19 protein-coding genes and 1 riboswitch are annotated in these 18,083 nt (G+C 42.0%); of the genes, 7 read left to right on the top strand and 12 right to left on the bottom strand.

Annotation, left to right across the window (positions count from 1 at the left end):
* Positions 1 to 142: 142 nt before the first annotated feature.
* The 4 genes from ABWW58_RS02975 (at position 143) to ulaA (ending at position 3,248) form a co-directional block, all read left to right on the top strand.
* Complete coding sequence (locus ABWW58_RS02975; protein ID WP_353867757.1) at positions 143 to 787, top strand: LysE/ArgO family amino acid transporter; 645 nt, start codon at positions 143 to 145, stop codon at positions 785 to 787.
* A gap of 424 nt (positions 788 to 1,211) precedes the next feature.
* The gene (locus ABWW58_RS02970; RefSeq protein ID WP_353867756.1) at positions 1,212 to 1,652 is read left to right on the top strand and encodes a PTS sugar transporter subunit IIA; all 441 of its coding nucleotides are present in this window, start codon (positions 1,212 to 1,214) and stop codon (positions 1,650 to 1,652) included.
* Positions 1,653 to 1,674: 22 nt separating this feature from the next.
* On the top strand, positions 1,675 to 1,971 hold the full coding sequence (locus ABWW58_RS02965) for a PTS sugar transporter subunit IIB (protein WP_093674268.1): 297 nt from the start codon (positions 1,675 to 1,677) through the stop codon (positions 1,969 to 1,971).
* Entirely contained in the window at positions 1,968 to 3,248 is a 1,281-nt protein-coding gene (gene ulaA, locus ABWW58_RS02960) for a PTS ascorbate transporter subunit IIC (RefSeq protein ID WP_353867755.1), read from the top strand. Before ABWW58_RS02965 ends, ulaA begins: the two co-directional genes overlap by 4 nt.
* Positions 3,249 to 3,592: 344 nt before the next feature.
* Here ulaA and ABWW58_RS02955 read toward each other — a convergent pair whose 3' ends face one another.
* Together ABWW58_RS02955 and ABWW58_RS02950 are read right to left on the bottom strand one after the other, a co-directional pair.
* The gene (locus tag ABWW58_RS02955) at positions 3,593 to 4,954 is read right to left on the bottom strand and encodes an IS4 family transposase (protein WP_353867754.1); all 1,362 of its coding nucleotides are present in this window, start codon (positions 4,952 to 4,954) and stop codon (positions 3,593 to 3,595) included.
* A gap of 248 nt (positions 4,955 to 5,202) precedes the next feature.
* Positions 5,203 to 5,475, bottom strand: coding sequence for a hypothetical protein (locus ABWW58_RS02950; RefSeq protein ID WP_093674272.1), 273 nt, complete (start codon positions 5,473 to 5,475; stop codon positions 5,203 to 5,205).
* 340 nt (positions 5,476 to 5,815) lie between these two features.
* Here ABWW58_RS02950 and ABWW58_RS02945 point away from each other — a divergent pair, with 340 nt between their 5' ends.
* Positions 5,816 to 6,301: a flavodoxin domain-containing protein gene (locus ABWW58_RS02945; RefSeq protein ID WP_353867753.1), complete on the top strand. Its 486-nt coding sequence runs from the start codon at positions 5,816 to 5,818 to the stop codon at positions 6,299 to 6,301.
* On the opposite strand, the gene ABWW58_RS02940 is transcribed toward ABWW58_RS02945, so the two are convergent.
* Positions 6,281 to 6,931, bottom strand: coding sequence for a Type 1 glutamine amidotransferase-like domain-containing protein (locus ABWW58_RS02940; protein ID WP_353867752.1), 651 nt, complete (start codon positions 6,929 to 6,931; stop codon positions 6,281 to 6,283). The genes ABWW58_RS02945 and ABWW58_RS02940 overlap by 21 nt on opposite strands.
* Before the next feature lie 468 nt (positions 6,932 to 7,399).
* The gene (locus ABWW58_RS02935; protein WP_353867751.1) at positions 7,400 to 7,912 is read right to left on the bottom strand and encodes a class I SAM-dependent methyltransferase; all 513 of its coding nucleotides are present in this window, start codon (positions 7,910 to 7,912) and stop codon (positions 7,400 to 7,402) included.
* Between the two features lie 341 nt (positions 7,913 to 8,253).
* Between ABWW58_RS02935 and ABWW58_RS02930 the strand changes: the two genes are divergently transcribed.
* A complete protein-coding gene (locus ABWW58_RS02930) occupies positions 8,254 to 9,162 on the top strand; it encodes an AEC family transporter (protein WP_353867750.1) in 909 nt (302 codons plus the stop codon).
* 59 nt (positions 9,163 to 9,221) lie between these two features.
* Positions 9,222 to 9,698 (top strand): hypothetical protein, encoded by a 477-nt coding sequence (locus tag ABWW58_RS02925; protein WP_353867749.1) that lies wholly within the window; start codon positions 9,222 to 9,224, stop codon positions 9,696 to 9,698.
* 94 nt (positions 9,699 to 9,792) lie between these two features.
* Here ABWW58_RS02925 and ABWW58_RS02920 read toward each other — a convergent pair whose 3' ends face one another.
* The 8 genes from ABWW58_RS02920 to tpx all read right to left on the bottom strand — a co-directional run bounded on the left by ABWW58_RS02920 (position 9,793) and on the right by tpx (position 17,961).
* Positions 9,793 to 10,242, bottom strand: a complete 450-nt coding sequence (locus ABWW58_RS02920) for a flavodoxin (protein WP_353867748.1) — start codon at positions 10,240 to 10,242, stop codon at positions 9,793 to 9,795.
* A 220-nt stretch (positions 10,243 to 10,462) separates the two neighbouring features.
* A complete protein-coding gene (locus ABWW58_RS02915; protein WP_093674286.1) occupies positions 10,463 to 11,449 on the bottom strand; it encodes a 3-oxoacyl-[acyl-carrier-protein] synthase III C-terminal domain-containing protein in 987 nt (328 codons plus the stop codon).
* Positions 11,450 to 11,552: 103 nt separating this feature from the next.
* Positions 11,553 to 11,882 (bottom strand): hypothetical protein, encoded by a 330-nt coding sequence (locus ABWW58_RS02910; RefSeq protein ID WP_093674288.1) that lies wholly within the window; start codon positions 11,880 to 11,882, stop codon positions 11,553 to 11,555.
* A 64-nt stretch (positions 11,883 to 11,946) separates the two neighbouring features.
* A riboswitch (cyclic di-GMP riboswitch) is annotated at positions 11,947 to 12,029 on the bottom strand.
* A gap of 123 nt (positions 12,030 to 12,152) precedes the next feature.
* Positions 12,153 to 13,058: a VanZ family protein gene (locus tag ABWW58_RS02905; protein ID WP_353867747.1), complete on the bottom strand. Its 906-nt coding sequence runs from the start codon at positions 13,056 to 13,058 to the stop codon at positions 12,153 to 12,155.
* Between the two features lie 36 nt (positions 13,059 to 13,094).
* Entirely contained in the window at positions 13,095 to 14,012 is a 918-nt protein-coding gene (locus tag ABWW58_RS02900) for a D-alanyl-D-alanine carboxypeptidase family protein (RefSeq protein WP_353867746.1), read from the bottom strand.
* Positions 14,013 to 14,342: 330 nt separating this feature from the next.
* A complete protein-coding gene (gene ltrA / locus ABWW58_RS02895) occupies positions 14,343 to 15,731 on the bottom strand; it encodes a group II intron reverse transcriptase/maturase (protein WP_353867335.1) in 1,389 nt (462 codons plus the stop codon).
* Positions 15,732 to 16,293: 562 nt separating this feature from the next.
* On the bottom strand, positions 16,294 to 16,779 hold the full coding sequence (tnpA, locus tag ABWW58_RS02890) for an IS200/IS605 family transposase (protein WP_353867745.1): 486 nt from the start codon (positions 16,777 to 16,779) through the stop codon (positions 16,294 to 16,296).
* A 663-nt stretch (positions 16,780 to 17,442) separates the two neighbouring features.
* Positions 17,443 to 17,961 carry a thiol peroxidase gene (gene tpx, locus ABWW58_RS02885; protein ID WP_353867744.1) on the bottom strand — a complete coding sequence of 173 codons (519 nt, stop codon included), beginning with the start codon at positions 17,959 to 17,961 and terminating at the stop codon, positions 17,443 to 17,445.
* Between the last annotated feature and the right edge of the window lie 122 nt (positions 17,962 to 18,083).

Genomic DNA, 18,083 nt, shown 5'->3' with positions numbered 1-18,083 from the left:
ATAGCATGAAGTTCATCATAGTGAACTCGCTAGCATGTGCCTATTATTTTCATTTGGTTGGTGTGCCATTTGCTGTTTGGCTGGTGACTCAGCCCAGCTTTTGTTTAACAATAGAAAGGTGATTTCATACAGGAGGTGTATCATGATAGCAGCAGCAATCCATGGATTTCTTTTATCATTTAGTCTTATTTTGCCACTCGGCGCACAAAATGTATTTATTTTTAATCAAGGCGCGCATTCAAAGCATCTTTCAGGAGTACTGGCGGCAATTCTAGCAGCATCACTTTCTGATACATTCCTTATATGCTTGGCTGTTGGCGGGGTTTCCGTGTTGCTCTTGACTTTTCCATGGCTAGTCACCTCTCTACTCATTGCAGGTATTCTTTTTCTCGCATTCATTGGATGGACAATCTGGAATGACTCCTCTGCACAAAAAAGCCAAAAAACGGAGCAGCTTTCAGCAAAACAACAGGTGCTCTTTGCACTGTCTGTTTCTCTACTCAATCCACATGCGATTCTTGATACAATTGGCGTGATCGGAACAAATGCGGCCCATTACCAAGGCGTCAATCAATGGCTTTTCGCCCTTGCCTGCATCTCTGTTTCATGGGTTTGGTTTTTCGGACTGGCATTCGCAGGCAATCTGACCGGAAAAGCAGCAAATAAAGGTCCACTCATGCAGCTCATTAATAAAATTTCCGCGCTGATGATCTGGGGTGTGGCAATTTATCTATGCTGGAAACTCGTAATCTCAAGGCCACTGAAATTATGGGTTGACTTCAAATAGGTTGTAGTATATGATCTATATAATTTAAAATTGCTCATCAAACCAACGACGTGGAGATCAAGACAAAACGTGCACTTGCAGAGAGCCGGTGGTGCTGAAAATCCGGTAGAACGCAGTTTGTTAAATGGACCACTGAGGGCGCAGCTTAACGAAACGTGTTTCCAGTATGCTGCGACGTGTTGATATACGTTAGTTATCGGGAGTATGCTTGTACTCTGCTAAGATGGAACTCATTGATCAGCATTAAAAGCTGTTCCAATGTTTCTGAATTAAGGTGGCACCGCGGAATTCAAACCGTCCTTGACAATATTTTTGTCGAGGACGGTTTTTTGCATTGGAGGAACGATTGCATGAAACAATGGCAAAAATGAAAAAACGAGTCATTTAAAATGATGAGGAAATCTTGAAAAAAAGAGGAATGTCCATGCTATCCGATTGGTTACAGGCAAGTGCCATTTTACCGCAAGCTGATTTGACCACTAGCGAGGCAGCAATACAAGTGAGCGGACATTTATTGGTTCGAAATGATTATGCGGATAAGTCATATGTCACTGCAATGCTCGAAAACTACTCCAAGAACGGAAATTATATCGTCATTGCGCCGGGTATAGCGATTCCCCATGCCGCACCCGGATCCATGGTTCACCATCAAGGACTGAGTCTCGTAACGTTGAAACATCCACTTAATTTTGGTCACCCGCTTAATGATCCCGTCTGTCTCGTATTTGGCTTTTGTGCAACCGATCATGAAGGCCATCTAGATATGTTAATAGATTTAGCAGCCCTATTAGAGCAGCCGCAATACGTAAAACGGCTTCAAAGTGCTGTTACAAAGGAAGAAATTTTACAAATTATATCAGAGTGAATTTAATTAGGAGGAGAAAAACATGTTAAAAATTGCGACTGTATGCGGTGCCGGGGTAGGCAGCAGCATGATGTTAAAGGTGTTCGCGCAACAAATTCTTGATCAGAAAGGTGTCGAAGCTGAAGTGACAGCAACAGACATTAGTTCTGTAGATCCTCATGCCTACGATGCTCTGATTACCGCTTCTGCATTTGCCGATTTACTTGATCCTACAGCAACACGAATCATTCGAATTGATAACATGCTGGATAAGATATATCTCAAGCAACAGCTGGAAATTGTCGTCGCCGATATTGCGGGAAGTGATCATAACTCATGAATTTTTTCATGTATTTAATCAATTATATCTTCAATCAGGCGGTATTCGTCATTGGTATTGTGATCATTATCGGCACAATAGTTCAGAAGAAAAGTTGGAACCAGATCATCTCGAGTACCTTTAAAGGAATGATTGGTTTTCTAATGATCACCACCGGAGCTCAATCCTTAGGAATGGCTTTGCTCCCGCTTCAGCCCATGCTGGCTAAAATTTTTCATTTTCGTATTACGGTGCCAGACATTGCGAATGTGCAGATGCATAGCATGGTCGGGATTGGCACGGAAATGGCATTGATCTTTACCTTTGGCTTTGCCATGAATATTTTACTCGCACGATTCACGCGATTTAAATATGTGCATTTATCGGCACATGTGTCCTTTTTTTATGCCGGGTTGATCACAGCACTGCTAAAATTCGGAACACACTTGCCAACGATCCCTTTAGTTTTTGTTGGCTCGATTCTTCTCGGTTGTTATATGACGTTTACTTGCGCCTATATCGCTCCGTTAATGAAAAATGTCAAAGGCGGCGAGGGTTTTACGCTCGCACACTCAAGCTCAATCGGCATTCTTATTTCAGCATTGGTCGGTAAAATTGTTGGCCGCGGTTCGAAAGATCTCGAGGAGCTGAAACTGCCAAAAAGTTTAAATTTTCTTCGAGACATGACAACCGCATTAACTTTTGTTATGACCATTATGTTTCTCGCCATCGCGCTAATAGCAGGACCAAGCTGGGTGATGGATCATGCCAGCAACGGACGCGATATCATTAGTTTTAGCCTGATGAACGGGCTGCAATTCGGATTATGGATCACCGTCATCATTACTGGGGTGCGAATGATGCTCTCGGAAATCATACCGGCCTTTCACGGTGTCGCCGAGAAGGTGATTCCAAACGCTACGCCCGGCCTGGATATTCCCCTTCTCTTTCCTTATTATCCAACCTCGGTGATTATCGGTTTTATCATGAGCTTGACATCCGGTCTGGTCGGAATGAGCATTCTTGGTTTCATTCATTATCCGGTTGTCGTTTTCCCTGCCTTGATCCCAACATTTTTCACCGGAGCGATCACGGCTATTTTTGGTAACTCAACCGGCGGACGTCGCGGTGCCGTCATCGGTTCATTACTCAATGGATTTATTTTAATCTTCGGGCAAGCATTACTACTGCCCATGATTGGAACCTATGCTCCGGTGATGCGCATTCTGAGCGAAACAGATTACTGCTTCTACGGGCCGATTTTAGGCGCGCTATTAAAAATGATGGGATTGATTTAACAAAAGTTCTCATTAAAACTGATGCCATTTCTTTAAAACCCAACAATCATTTGATTGATTGGGTTTTTCTTGCAAGTAAAAAAAGTATGTGATTTTGTGCCAATGAAAATCATCCAACCAGTGTCTTGACTTAGAGTCAAAGCGGAGGTGCGAGGGCGCCTGCGGAGCGTTTCTGTTGATTGCACGCCAAGGGGAGACCCGCAGCACTAGTCTGCTCGAGGAGGCTCCCGGATCGCCCGCGGCAAGCGCGTAAACGAAGCGACGATTTATAGAACCGCGAAGACACGAACCCACGACACATGGCCAGAGATTAAGAATCGGGCATAGTCCGGTTTTTTAAAATCTCAACTTTCGCACCCTAATTTGGGCAGATAAACCTTGATATAGTTGGGTAAGCTCTCAATCCATTGTGTCAGTTGACAAGTAACCCATCTTTTGATTGATTTTTTTGTTTTTGTTAGGGCGTCATGAAGAATATCCATGAGCTGCGTCAGTGCTACAGCCCAATCCAGTTCATTCATTTCGTCACAGAGTTCATAAAACATACCACCAAGGGTTCGATTATCTGTACTGCAACGGTTTTGCCAAGACAGGAGAATAAACCTTGTAAAGACAATGGTTGTGTGGCTAATCAGCAGATCGTACGATCTGCCCTGGAACTCTTTTTGAAGCTTAAGAAATGACTTCGTTGCTTTAAAAAATAATTCAATGTCCCATCTCATGCCGTACGTACGAATGATTTCCTGTTCTGTAAGTGTGCAGTCAGTACTTAAGATGGCTAGCCATTCACTTTGTTTATTGCGGTTTTGAACGAACACAACTTTGACCGGGACTCCATTAGCCATTGTGGTACGAATAGAACGTAAAATTTCTTTGTGACTGGTTACGGGCTTCGACAGTCGATACAGCGTTCTTAATCCAACCCATTGAGAGCCTACTCGATAGCGCTGATTCGTTGGTTTCACCATACCAATAACATCGATACCTTGATCGGTCAAAGCCTTGATCAAAGGTTGTTGGGTAAACCAGCTGTCCATCAGAACATAGGATGCATCAATTCCGTTCAACAAGGCCCGTTTAACCATCCCAGGGATTTGTTCAGGAGCTGTTTGTAAAGCTTCGATTCGTCTTTTATAGCCGGAACAACGCTTATCAATCGTCGAATTGATATCATTAATTTTTGCCTTTTCTTTGCTTGAACTAAGGAGTGAAAAATCAATGGGCAGGAACGTTGATCCGTCGGACCATCCTAATGTCAGCATACGAAATCCTTTGTAGTGTCTTCTCCTGGCATGGTCAAAACAATGAGCCAAAAGTTCGACGCGCTTACTGCGGTCGCGATAAAAAGATGAATCATCCAGAATGAGTACTTTAGTGTGGCAGGTGCTCGTCAAACGGCTGACTTTCATAATCGTGAATACGCTTAGTGCCGTCAGGAAGCGGCGCCAGGCAAACTTCGGGTAGTTTAAAAAACGATAAACAGCATCCTTGCCTGGTAATTCATCTGCTTTATTACTCTCCAGTAAACGATACCAATTTCTTTGGGTAAAGATCAGACGAAAAATAAGCTGAAAAAGATAACCACTGGAAAAGCCGAAGGCTTTTTGAATTCCTGCCTGACGTAAATGTTTTAGAATCTTCAACTCATCGAATTTTGCTTTTATTTCTAATGGTAGTTGATTATTTTGACCTTTTTTCGCTATCATATAGAGGGCACCTCTTCTGTTTGGTAGTGTATTTCGTCAAAATCACTATACCAAAAGTTGAGGTGTCTTTCTATTTTGTCAAGAAACATAATGAATAGGCCACAAAGTACGTTATATCAAGGGTTATTTCGGATTTTCACTCTGCGAAAGTTGAGTAAAATGAATGCGAAAAAAAATATTTCGGCTTAACCCAGTTATATGTAAGGGCTTACATATATTTAGCCGAAATAATTCAACCGAAGTGCCTATTATTCATTGAATGCCATTAGTTGTTCAAACCAGTCTTTGTCATACGTTGCAAGTGCCAAATCAATTAGGCTGTCTAGTTCTGTTCGTGTAAAATAATCACTGTCAGGAATAATATCCCCAAAAGAAATTTCCAACCATTTCATACGCGGGTGATTTTCGCACTGAGTAACGCGTAACTTGCATCGCTTAAAGTCTGGATAGACCGAAGTGACAAACCCAATGCAATCATGTTTCCCCATATATTTTGTGTGAATCCACTGTCCAACTTCCATGGCTGATCGCCTCACTCTGATTCAGGTTGTCTGGCCAACATCACACTCCAAATGATCTGAGTAGCTGTTAATAGCATATGAATAAAATTCCCGCTATGCCACAAGTCTGCGCCTGTTTGAGTTTAAATTGTGCGCGATACCATCCGTTCATTGACAGACATATGAAGGCAATCTATATTCAGACTATAGTAAACACCGTTCGCTATTATTATGATCATCAGAAGGAGGCACAACCGATCAGTAAATCTGACCGAAAAGTGCAGCAGATAACTGAAATGCGCGCGACTATTTTGCTCTGCTCGAAGTGATATAAAAATTGATTCATTAAAGGAGTCTATGTATGAAAACATTAATCCTGTACGCGACAAAATACGGATCAACTGAGGAGGTCGCTCGAAGACTGCGTGAACAATTAGACGGAGAGGTCGATTTAGTTAATGTGATAAAGGATTCCCTTCAGGCCCCAGTGTCCTATGACACAGTGATACTCGGGGGATCAGTCTACATGGGTAAAATACAAAAGCAGCTCACAGATTATATAAGAAAAAACATCGATGTTTTAGAACAGAAAAGGATCGGTCTTTTTATTTGCGCGGCTCATCCCGAGGAAAAAAAACGAATCATTGAATTACAACAAGCTTTTCCCACTTCATTAAATCAAAGAGCCACCGCGAAAGCCGTTCTTGGCTACACAATTAACTTTGATAGAATGAGTTTTATTGACAAATTCATCATGCGAAAAATTAAGGGTGACAACAAAAACGTTGCTGAATTCTATGATGATCGGATTAAATCCTTTTCAGCATCATTTCGCAACATGGCTTAATTCTTGTTTACCGTTCTGATCAAAAACGAAAGCTGGGTCATCCCCAACTATTTGAAACATTTCTTCTCGTGTTTGATACAGAGCAGTTCCTTCAGGCAGCGCGATAACCTTCTGGTTATTGCGCTGTACGTATCTGCTTATCAATGAATTATGTTCCTTTTGATAATGGCATGACAGAGAATAATCAGAGACAAGGTTTAACCCATCTATATCATTTTCCGCTTGATCAAGAACATTTATCGTTTTTCCAAGAACAATAGCTCCGGCACTTTGCCCATATATGATTCCACCGTTCACGAAATATTCTTTTAATATCCTGCGAAAATGTACACCAAAATGGGAAAGTAGTTTAACTGTCAATCCCCCGCTTAGATACACTGCAGAAAAATTCAGGAGCTGCTCAAATGTTTTATTATCCAATTCTGTCCACATCGTGATCCTATCAATACCAAGTGGATTGAAAACTTTTTTTACATAATTGAGACACGACTCATAAGATCTGTATTCTGGATCTCCGGCTAACGGAATATAGAGTAAAGGTTTCGCTTTGTTGTTTATCGATGCAAAAAAAGCGTTTATTTCTGATGACTGTTTTGCATCTCCGCCACCTGACAAAAGAAGTTTCCCCAAATAAAACACCATCCAGTGTAGAATCCGTTGTTATTGAAATACTAGCACAAATAGTTGTTTATAGGGCAAAATATGACCTTTACTGAGTACGATTATCTGTTGCGAGGTAAAGACGGAGCGCGCGGTAAAAATGCATGAGTAAAAGAGACCAATTTTGCATTGTTCGAGCAAAAATATCAGCGTTCAGGCGAAAGAATCAGCGCTCAGAGAAAAGAATCAGCGATCAGGCAAAATTATCAGCGTTCAACTTTTCCTCTCTTCGGTTGAACTTCCCACGTGTTCGGTTTAACTTTTCACTCGTTAGGTTGAACTTCTGGTCTTCGGTTGAACTTTCCAGGGATTCGGTCTAACTTTTCGAGCGTTCGTTCTAACCTCGACTCTTACGCTTATGCTGCGCATCTCACGTCAACTGTGCAACATAATAATTTCTTTAATTATAGATCTGCAAAGCAAATTATAATAATGATACTATCGATCTGCACGAATAAAATACCCGCTCTTGTACCAATCGAGTGACTCAAGATGGACGGTCCAGCCTCTTTGCCGATATTCGTGTGCAATCTGTTCGGGTCTCAGATGATTCTTCATCCGTCGGCTATCTTTCATAAACCAGCCCATCTGACGGATGCCGCAATTCACCAGCTTCGTCACATCATTAAAATAACGGTCTGTATTCGAAATAAACATGAAGACATCACGGCTGACAAGAAAATCAAGACTGCGCTCCGCAAACAAATTATTTAGGTGACTGACATCCGCCTGGATAAATTGAAATTTACCATTCTTGGTTAAGTCTGCCAACTCATTCGCACATTCTTCACCTCGGTCAAGTCCATAGACTTTCGTGACTGGGTTGTTCGCTAACATGAATCTGCTTAAAAAGCCGCCTCCACAACCTAAATCAAGGACTGTTCCATGGATCGTTTGAAAATAACTGTAGATTCGTTGATTATAATAATCTTCAGCAGCCTTTTGATCCACATTGTGGGCAATTTATTTTTAATCTAAAAGTTGTTTCATCCCATGGATGATGTTTTTTCTGTAACATGCCGCAAGGAGTTCCGCACTGTCTGCATTTTGTACCCCATATAACGTTTGCGTGTTCTTGAAACAAGAGAAATCACCTACATCAAATTAGACTTTTGCCTCTCATCAAATAAGTTCAGTTCTCGCTAATCTAAACTTCCAGGTTATTATTATACTACATAAATTTTCCTCTTCATAAGAGAGTACAAATCAAAAGAATCGATGTATTTCCTATTAAAATGGTATGATAGAGAAAAACTTTTTTGCCAAAGAACAGATCTTTTGGAGGCGTGTTCATGACCGCATATTTTCATCTATTGACATCAATCAGTGTCCCAATTCTGATTATCTGCATTTGTGGTGCAATTTTGCAAAAGAAACGCAGCGTTGATACTAAGCTACTTGCTGACATCAGTTTATACATACTCGCGCCGGCACTGATTTTGTCCGCTCTTTCTGAATCCCATCTGAAGGGCGATAATGTCATTCATATTTTTATGTTCTCAATCATCATGACTGCTGCCCTGTGGGTTGTCGCGATCATTACCGCAAAAATCATCCATTTACCGGAACCGAGTGCACGAGCGCTGACTCTGACAACAGTCTTCAGTAACGCGAATAACTATGGACTCCCTGTATTGCTTTTGGCATTCGGACAAGTCGGTTTTTCTCTTGGAGCAGTTTATGTCATCGGTCAAATCATTCTCGTTAACATCCTTGGTATGTACATTGCTTCTCGCTCAGAACTGAGCGGCAAGCAATCCATTGTGCATATTCTGAAATCACCACTTATCTACGCTTCCCTTGCCGGAACATTGCTTGTCTTGACACAACTGCATCTGCCCGTGGGAACTGCTACCGCTGCTCACATGCTTGGTGCGGCTTACCCAGTACTTGTTCTCTTGATTCTTGGCATTAAACTTGGCAATACCAAAATGTCGGGCATTCGACGTCCCGAAGTATGGATCGGTGTATTCCTTCGTTTGATCATTGTACCCATCATCGCCAAGGGTGTATTAATTGCACTAGGTATCCACGGTATGCTCGCATCCGTTCTGCTCGTCGAAATCAGCATGCCTGCCGCGGTGAACAGCGTCATGTTGATTGAGAAATTTGATGGAGATTCAGAGCTCGCCTCATTAATCGTCACCATTACAACCATTCTCAGCTTTATCTATCTTCCATTATTAATTTCCATTGGGTAATGGTTAGACAGAACATAGTCTGAGAAAGGGGCTATGTTTACTATGAAAGGAGCTATCCTATGTTAGGACACTTAGGGTTTTCGTATGTTGGTCTAATCTATTTATTGATGCTATTTATTCCCAACATCGTTTGGAGTAAGCATCAGCCGATAGATTATGATTACAGCCAAGAAGACAAACGATTATTAGTGTTGGAACGTATCGGGCAAGTATGTTGTACATGCAGCGTATTGATTTTTAGTGATTTTAACATTGCTCCATTTTCACTATGGAGTTTGTGGATTATCGTATCATTTGTGCTAATGTTAGTCTACGAGATTTGTTGGGTTCGCTATTTTATCGATGAACATACAGAAAATATTTTTTACCGTAGTTTTTGCGGGGTTCCTGTACCACTTGCGAGTTTGCCTGTTACAGCTTTTCTTCTCCTGGGCATTTATGGGAAAGTTATTTGGCTTATCGCTTCTGCTCTTTTACTCGGTATCGGTCATATAGGCATACATATTCAGCATTTAAAAGCAATAAAAAAAAGATAATGAATTCCAAAGTCGTTTACAACGTGACCCTAAAAAAGCAGACCATTTGATCTGATCTGCTTTTCGCTTACTGTTTATGTTCATTTTAATCTTCTCATTTTGCGAGAAGCTTTTTCGCAAAAGATTCGCCTAATTGTATTGCCTGTTCGCATTCCTCTTTCGTCATTGAGAGTTCAACTTTGAAATTATCCTCAATAATTTCTGCTCCACAACGTGCAAGCGTTTCTTGAATAGTATCAACGGCAGCCGCAAAAAGCCCGTAGCTGCTGTCACCCGAACCAAAGCATGCGGCAGCTTTCCCTTGGAGATCATTATCGTTGAGTGTATCAAGGAAGTCTTCGACGGAGTAAGGCAGGTCGCCCATTCCATCAGTGAAGCTGCCAAACATAATGCCATTGTAACCATCAAATTCCGACACAGATAGTTGTAGGACATCCTTAACAACCGGATTAACTCCCGTCCGCTTAACACCTTCAGCTATTTTCTGCGCCATTTCTTCAGTGTTGCCTGTCTCACTGGCAAAGACAATTAGAACATCTGCCATTTTATAATAACCTTCTTTCAACTATAAGCTTTAGATGAAAATGAATATCATTGTCATTTAAATAATAACATTTTTATTTTCCTTATTAAATACCCAATGTTACTCTGGATAAAGACACGTCAAAATTATGCAAAAAAAATCCGGCCCAATTGTAGCATTGGGTCAGATTTTAATACATTTTTCACTTTAAACCGTTTATTATATCCAAGCTTTTCTTAATTCAGTAGCGTAAAAGAACAGCAATATTTTGTGAACCGGCACCAATCGTCCAGAACATCACATAGTCGCCACGCTTCACACTTCCTTGTCTGAGTGCTTCGTAAAAAGCAATAAATGGACTGCTCGCTCCGGTGTAACCATATTCGCTGCCAATAAACAGCGAGCGTGATTCATCAATACCTAGTAATTCTCGAAGATCAACAACATTGGCATAGGCATACTGTGAAAAACAGAACATGCTCACATCGCCCGGCGTAAGGTGGTTTTCCTGAAGCAGATCGCGCATGTTCTGTGCCGCTGAATCAAGTGAAACATTTTCAAAGGGTTTCCAATCAAGCAGCCATTCATTACGAGCTGTATCATGCAATTTAGATACGCCACAACCGGGAAACAAAATGTTATTATGTTCAAGCGAATTAATTCGACATTTCGCACCAAGAAGTCCACGATCTTCTTTTGTTTTCTCTAGTATAATGGCACATGCAGCATCACCAAAATGTCCATAGCAAAGCTCATTATCCGGATTAACTACCGAATTAATGTAATCGGATCCAACGATCAACGCTCGATTTACGTTCTTTGTAACCGACATATACTTTGTGACATTATCAAGAGATAATATCATTCCGGCGCAATTTCCATTAAGATCAAGGCAGACACATTCGGGTTTTGCACCGATAGCCTGGTGCAGTTTAATGGAGCTTGGTGGTACTGTAAATTCCGGGAAAAAGCTGGAGAGCACAATCATATCAAGATCAGTGCCTCTAATCCCCGCTTTATTGAGCACTTTTTTGGCGGCGGCTATCGCCATAGTCAGACTGTTCTCAGTTTGCGAATCAATCAAATACCGCTTGTCCATTCCTATAACATCTTCGAAAAAATGTGTGTAGTCCTTTCCTTTTTCCTTAAAGTGGTTGATGTATGTATCATTGGAAACAATCTTTTTACCGTGATACACGTCAATCCCTAACACGTTCACATTGATCACACGCACTCCTCCATAAGCAAAGTTAATACATTGATAGATTTGGCCTCTCTATTCAGCATAGTCTGATAAATGCATAGCTCAGCCTTACTTCATTTGATTTTTTTCAAAGCAATTTGAATTGAGTAAGCCCGGCTTCTTTAGCTAAACGCCTAATTTGCATTTTAACGACCGCACTTTTACCTAAATCCATAGTTATGTCCTGGAAGCCCATATCCTTGTACATAGCAATGATGTTCGTGAGCATACCAACCATTTCCTGTGAAGAGACTCTCAGTTCGGAACCGTCAAGCACCAAATGACTGGTTGCCGGATTGACTTGAGCAGCAGCTTTTTTGAATTCTTCCACATACCCTGATGCGTCCTCCATCGTAAAAACACCTTCACACACGACACTGATGTCATTCCCCGTTGTCACAACACTGTATTTCCCCATCGTAAAACCTCCACTATTTATTAACAAAAAAAGCCGTGACATGTTGATCACAGCTTCTATGTCCAATGGTAACCCGGCTGTCATCGCTTTCGCATTAGACCCGTGGCTTTGCGTCCTAAACTTTCGGTTAGTTTGCTTTTTTCATTTATTCAATTGGTAATTATTAGCATTTTTCACTACTATTTTATCATATAATTTTGAGCGAAAATATTGAAGGGTATTTAGTATCGGTTCTTTTTTCATACTATATTTCATCAATGCCTTGTAAACTTAACGAACAATCACAAATTCTGCGAGAAATGTGGTAGGAAGCTGTTTTCCCCAAACACGAATCTTTGCATTTTCATCAACTTGCCGCATTCGGTTTACCGTTATTTTTTTTAGAGCTGCGGTTTTTGATGAATCACCATAATCTGTTGCCTTTTCCAAATACAGTTTCGTTGATTCATTAATCGAAATGGTCACCTGTATGTTCCCCTGATCAGGATCGGTTTTCATAATCAAATCATGCTTGTTTCCTCTGAGAAATGCCCCAGTATACTCGGGAATACCCAGAGTGACGCCAATCGTGTCTCTGTTGATATCTGCTGAACCGTCGAATGTCATTCCATCATAATTAAATAACAACAGGCAAATGCTGATTAATAGAGTTATTAGGAAAATGCGAGTATAGCGATTTATGCGATGCATCGGAATCCATTCGCAGAAAAGATGCCAAAGCGCAAAACCGAGCATGCTCCCCAAGACATTCAGAATTAGGTCATCCACATCACTGCGTCCGGTCATCAATACATATTGGGCAAATTCGATTGAAAGAGCAATAGCCAAGGGCACGCCGATAAATTGTTCGAATTCCATTGCTTTTTTCCTTAATGCTGGCACAAGAAAACCCATAGGTATAAAGATTGCAAATGATTGGAACGTGCGCAGCAAAGCGGTTTGATAGCCTGGATCATGATGATCCGATAAATAAAAAAGAGTATTGATCCGATTCATCGGTACCCAATTAACAGAGCGAGAAGCTGCCCAACTCCGACCTTGTTCAAACAGATCAATTTTCAGCAAGACAAACAAGTAGATGAAGAACAGCAACCACAACAGGGCTTTTAAGAAGAGCTGCATATCCACCCAATTTCTTGTCTTTACCCATTCATTTACTTTCAATCGATGAATCATTCTGCGTTCACTTCCTTATCCGCTTTGCTTGCGCTCCTATTCGAATTGGTTGTAGATTAACTTGGCATCTTCAATGTCGTACTGGATTGTGTTGTGATCACCCGGAGCACCGAGTGTAATCAGATTGTAAGTTTGTCCGTCTATTTGTGCAAGCGATGCCAAGCATAATCCGGCTTCATCTGTATATCCGGTTTTTCCACCTATAATTGCGCCTCCATTAATTGAACTATTCCCCATTTTTTGAAAAAGTGTGCTTTGAACGATCATTCCGTTCGGGTGAAAATTTGTTGGGGAGATCTGATAGCTATGAGTTGTAAAAATCTGGTGAAATACAGGATTTTTTAAAGCGTATAGGAGGAGTAGTGACATATCCCTCGCCGTTGTATAGTGATTGGGATCGTGCAGTCCGCTCGGATTTGTAAAATGCGTGTGCTTCATGCCGATCTCGGCCGCTTTCCGATTCATCATCGAAACGAAGGCATTTTCCGATCCGGATACAGATAGAGCAAGTGTCTCGGCAGCGTCCGCACCTGAAGGAAGCATGGTTCCATAAAGCAAGTCAATAATTTTCGGCTTTTCATTGGGTAAAAATCCAGCCATGGAGGCTCCCGATTGATTCAATGAATTATACAGTTGCGCAGGGATTCTTACTGTTTTTTGCAAATCATTGTAGTGTTCGATTGCAAGGATTGCCGTCATCATTTTCGTCAAGGATGCCGGATAAGCTTTTTCCTCGCCTCTTTTTTGAAACAGAACTTTTTTTGATGAAACAGAGACAAGAACGGCTTGCCGACTATGTATCCGCGTTGACGAAGAAAATGACAGCACACTTTTATCTATCTCACGCTGCAAAGGCACCTGAGAGATAGAAATGGCAGGTAATTTCCAGATCTGAAAGCTAAAGAAAATGAAAACAAATAAAAGCAATAGAAAACCCACACTTTTTCCACGCACATGAACTAACTCCCTTCTGAACACTATTAAAGCATTCAAAAAGGAGATTTCTGTTTAACAACTTCTTATTAAATTCTTAAGATTATACCATGTGCGTTTATACTATGTTGTTAAATTTGGAAAAACTGTGCGCGCCCGTTCTTTAAACCAGCCTGTTATTGAATGTGCTTCGGTTGCTCGCCGATCCCGCAGGAGTCTCGCACCTACGTGTTTGGTTCACAGACTTTTGATTTGGCAATAAATCACATACTTTCTTTATCTTATCGAGTAGGAGGAGATAATTTCTCCGACCTCTCACACCACCGTACGTACGGGTCCGTATACGGCGGTTCAATAGCTTAAGTGTACATGCTCGAACAGATGGACTAGATTTTTGAGTCCCACCTGTTCGAGTATTTTGTTTGTGATCGACCGATGTAAGATATGGCTACAGGCGATGCGCCAGTAGCCTTTTCGTGTATTTGCCCATTCCCATGCTTTTGGTTTTGGAACGTTAAGTTTCATGAGACTTTTATATCTCGTCTTGACTTTCTTCCAACGTTTCCAAATGATCTGGCGAATTCTTCGCCGGAGCCACTGATCAATATGCCGAATATAGCTCTTCATATAGCTTATGCCATAGTAGTTGATCCATCCTGTGGTTACTTCATTAATTTCTTTAACGATCCCACGGATGTTACCGCTTCGGCTTCTTTTCGTCAGTTGTTTGAGCTTTCGCTCAAAGCGCTTTTTCGACTTGATGTGGGGGCGAAATCCCAATCCCTGCTTGGTCGTGTGCAGGCAGAATCCAAGAAATTTAAGTTTCGTTGGGCTGCCGACCTGAGTTTTCTCCCGATTGACGGTTAGTTTCAGTTTATCTTCCAGAAAGGTGGTGATGCTCTTCATGACTCGTTCGCCCGCTCTTCTGCTTTTGACGTAGATCGTACAGTCGTCGGCATAGCGAACAAACTTATGTCCTCTTCGTTCCAGTTCCTTGTCCAGTTGATCAAGATAAATGTTGCCTAGAATGGGCGAGAGATTCCCCCCCTGGGGAACACCGGCCTCGGTCGGTACAACCTTTCCATTCGTATGCACACCACTGCGCAGGAACTTGCGAATGAGTTGAAGGACGATTTTGTCCTTAATCCGTTTTTCCACGCAATACATCAACTGATCATGATTCACTGTGTCAAAGTAGGCTTTTAAATCAAGATCCACCGCATATCTATATCCTGCTTCGTAGTAAGCCTTGACGCGTTTCATTGCGTTATGGGCACTGCGGTGCGGGCGGAAGCCAAAGCTGTTGTCTGAGAACGTCGGATCAACGATTCGTTCCATCACTTGAAGGATCGCTTGTTGCACCAGTCGGTCACAAACAGTCGGAACGCCAAGGTTTCTTTTTGATCCATCGGGTTTGGGAATTTCCACACGTTTTACCGGTTGTGGCTCGTACGAGCCATTCGTGATCTGTTGGATAAGCTCATCCCTATTTCGCATGAGAAAGGGAAAGAGTTCATCAACGGTCATTCCATCAATTCCGGCTGATCCTTTATTCGCCTTAACACGCTTATAGGCTCGATTTAAGTTCATTCGGTCGGTGATTCTCGTGATGAGATCATGCACACCATCTCTTCTTTCAGTTTCACCGTGAGTCGTACTGCACACTTCTACCGTACCTTCGGATTCCATCCTATTCTTCGATAGATAGCCATCTTTTGATGTTGTCTGTGATTGTCGCATGACTCACACCTCCGCTGCTTCCAAGATTACTATTGTTCAGCCCTTCGTCCTGTCGGACTACTATGGCTTCTGCTGACTTCTTACAGTTCACCAAACCATCACTGGCTCGGTTGCTTCTGTGGAAATTTTCTTTCCTCTTGTCGGAGGCCCCTGTAAGATCTCCCCGGGTAAGAACGACCGCTTTCCTTCCATGTGGCTGCTGCATATACTGTTTGAGATTCGGGCAGTATTGGACTTCACCTTGTTACGCAGGCTTATCCGTCTCTATTCAGCCTTAGTATGCAGTTCTTGTTCATCAGCCCAGAAGTTTGCCTCCGGCTTCCTTCAGATTCCACCTCACGGTGGACACCCTTGCCTTTGGCTAACAGTTCCTACTGCCAAGCCTGTAGCGGACTTTCACCGCCTAGCTGTCGTCCATGCCGGGCGCACATAATCAAAACCACCCGTGTGAACGGGTGGTTTGCTCTGCGGCTGAAAGCCTTTGTTACTGGCCAGCCCTTAAAAGGGCACCGAGGCGTCCGCCAACCGCACTACTTCCCCGGCACCCCTAAAAGGGGGACTTCTATTTTTTCTTTTTTTTGCGTTTGACCTCTTCTCCAGTAAACGGATCAATATGTTCAAACATGCTTAATTGCTCTGCGACTACATCCTCTTGTATCTGGTTGCGAATGTATTCTGCAATCACTTTCTTATTTCTTCCTACTGTATCCACATAGTATCCCCTGCACCAAAATTTTCGATTTCCATATCGGTATTTCAAGTTCGCATGTCGATCAAAGATCATTAAACTGCTTTTTCCTTTGAGATAGCCGATAAAAGCTGCAACGCTTATCTTCGGCGGTATACTGACCATCATGTGTATGTGATCTTTACAGGCTTGGGCTTCGATAATTTCTACACCTTTTCGCTCACTTAACTGTCTTAAAATCATGCCTATATCTTTTTTAAGCTTTCCATAGATAATTTGTCTTCGGTACTTTGGTGCAAAAACTATATGATACTTACAATTCCATTTTGTATGTGCTAAACTATTTACATCAGATGGCATTAAAAAGTCTCCCTTTGGCTGATAAATTTGGTTGGCGAACCGAAATTTATCTTAACACGAGGTGAGGCTTTTTTTGATACATCGCTTGAAGCTCTCCGGAACCCTAGGCATAGCCTAGGGTTTTCAAAACACTGAAGAAAAACCGGGCAAAAAGCGCCCGGTCCTTAATCTCCAGCCCTGTGTGATGGTTTTGTGTCTTTTCAGTGCTGAATAATCGTCGCTTCGGTTACTCGCTTGCCGCGGGCGCACCGCGAGCCTCCTCAAACAGGCAGAAATCTGCGGGGTCTCGCCGGCACGCTAATCCCGCAGGCGTCTCGTACCTCCGCTTTGATTCTCGGCCAAGACACTGGTCTATTGGTTTGATAACGTGCAAAATAATAAACTTTCTTTACTTACAAAAAAAGGCATCATCTTCTCTAATCGAAGAGTGATGCCCTTTTTCTATAGTGATGAAAAGCCTACTCAAACAGCAGTCAAAGCAACGGCAAACCTGGAAGATCTATACTTGTATCACTTCGATGATTTGAGCGAAAGGGTGTTTGATGATAAAACGTCCATTAAATGAGCAGCGCAGAAAAAAGAGATCACAGCTGAACGGCTATTGATCTCTTTTTTTGCATGTAACATATATTTTAACAGGCTGAAGATGCGTATGCTGTCCGATTACAACAGAGCTTTAACCGCATCGAGCGCGGCATCATAATCTGGATGTTCGGTCATTTCCGCTAGATATTCCACATATTGAATCGTATTTTCTTTATCCAGGATAAAAATTGACCGCATATCCAGCTGCAATTCTTTAATCAGAACGCCATAGCTTTTGCCAAATGAATGGAATTTATAATCGGAGAGCGTATCCAAATTCTCAATACCCGCCACAGAACAGAAACGACTCTGCGCAAAAGGCAGATCAACAGATATGGTAAGAACAGCCACTTGATCTCCAAGAGCTGCCGCCTCCTGGTTAAAGCGACGTGTCTGTGCGTCACAAACAGATGTGTCCAAAGAAGGTACTACAGAGATCAATTTAATTTTTCCATCGTAATCAGCAAGGCCCGCTTCCTCAATCAGATCTTTATTGATCGTGAAATCTGGTGCCTTATCCCCTACCTTCAGCTCGGGTCCGATCAAAGTTATGGGATTGCCCTTTATTGTTGCGACTCCTGTACGTTCTTCACTCATTCTATTCCCTCCAATTTATTAAATACATTTTAAGTAACGTAACTGTTGCAGTACCAAACTACCTGTTTGCCATCACCCCCTTATTTGTATTGCATGAAATTATATTTTGCACAATTTTTATC

The sequence above is a fragment of the Sporolactobacillus caesalpiniae genome (assembly GCF_040513385.1).
In the GTDB taxonomy this organism is placed as follows: Bacteria; Bacillota; Bacilli; order Bacillales; family Sporolactobacillaceae; genus Sporolactobacillus.
The sequence above is the reverse complement of the archived record's forward strand: the minus strand, read 5'-3'. Positions and strand labels throughout refer to the sequence as shown.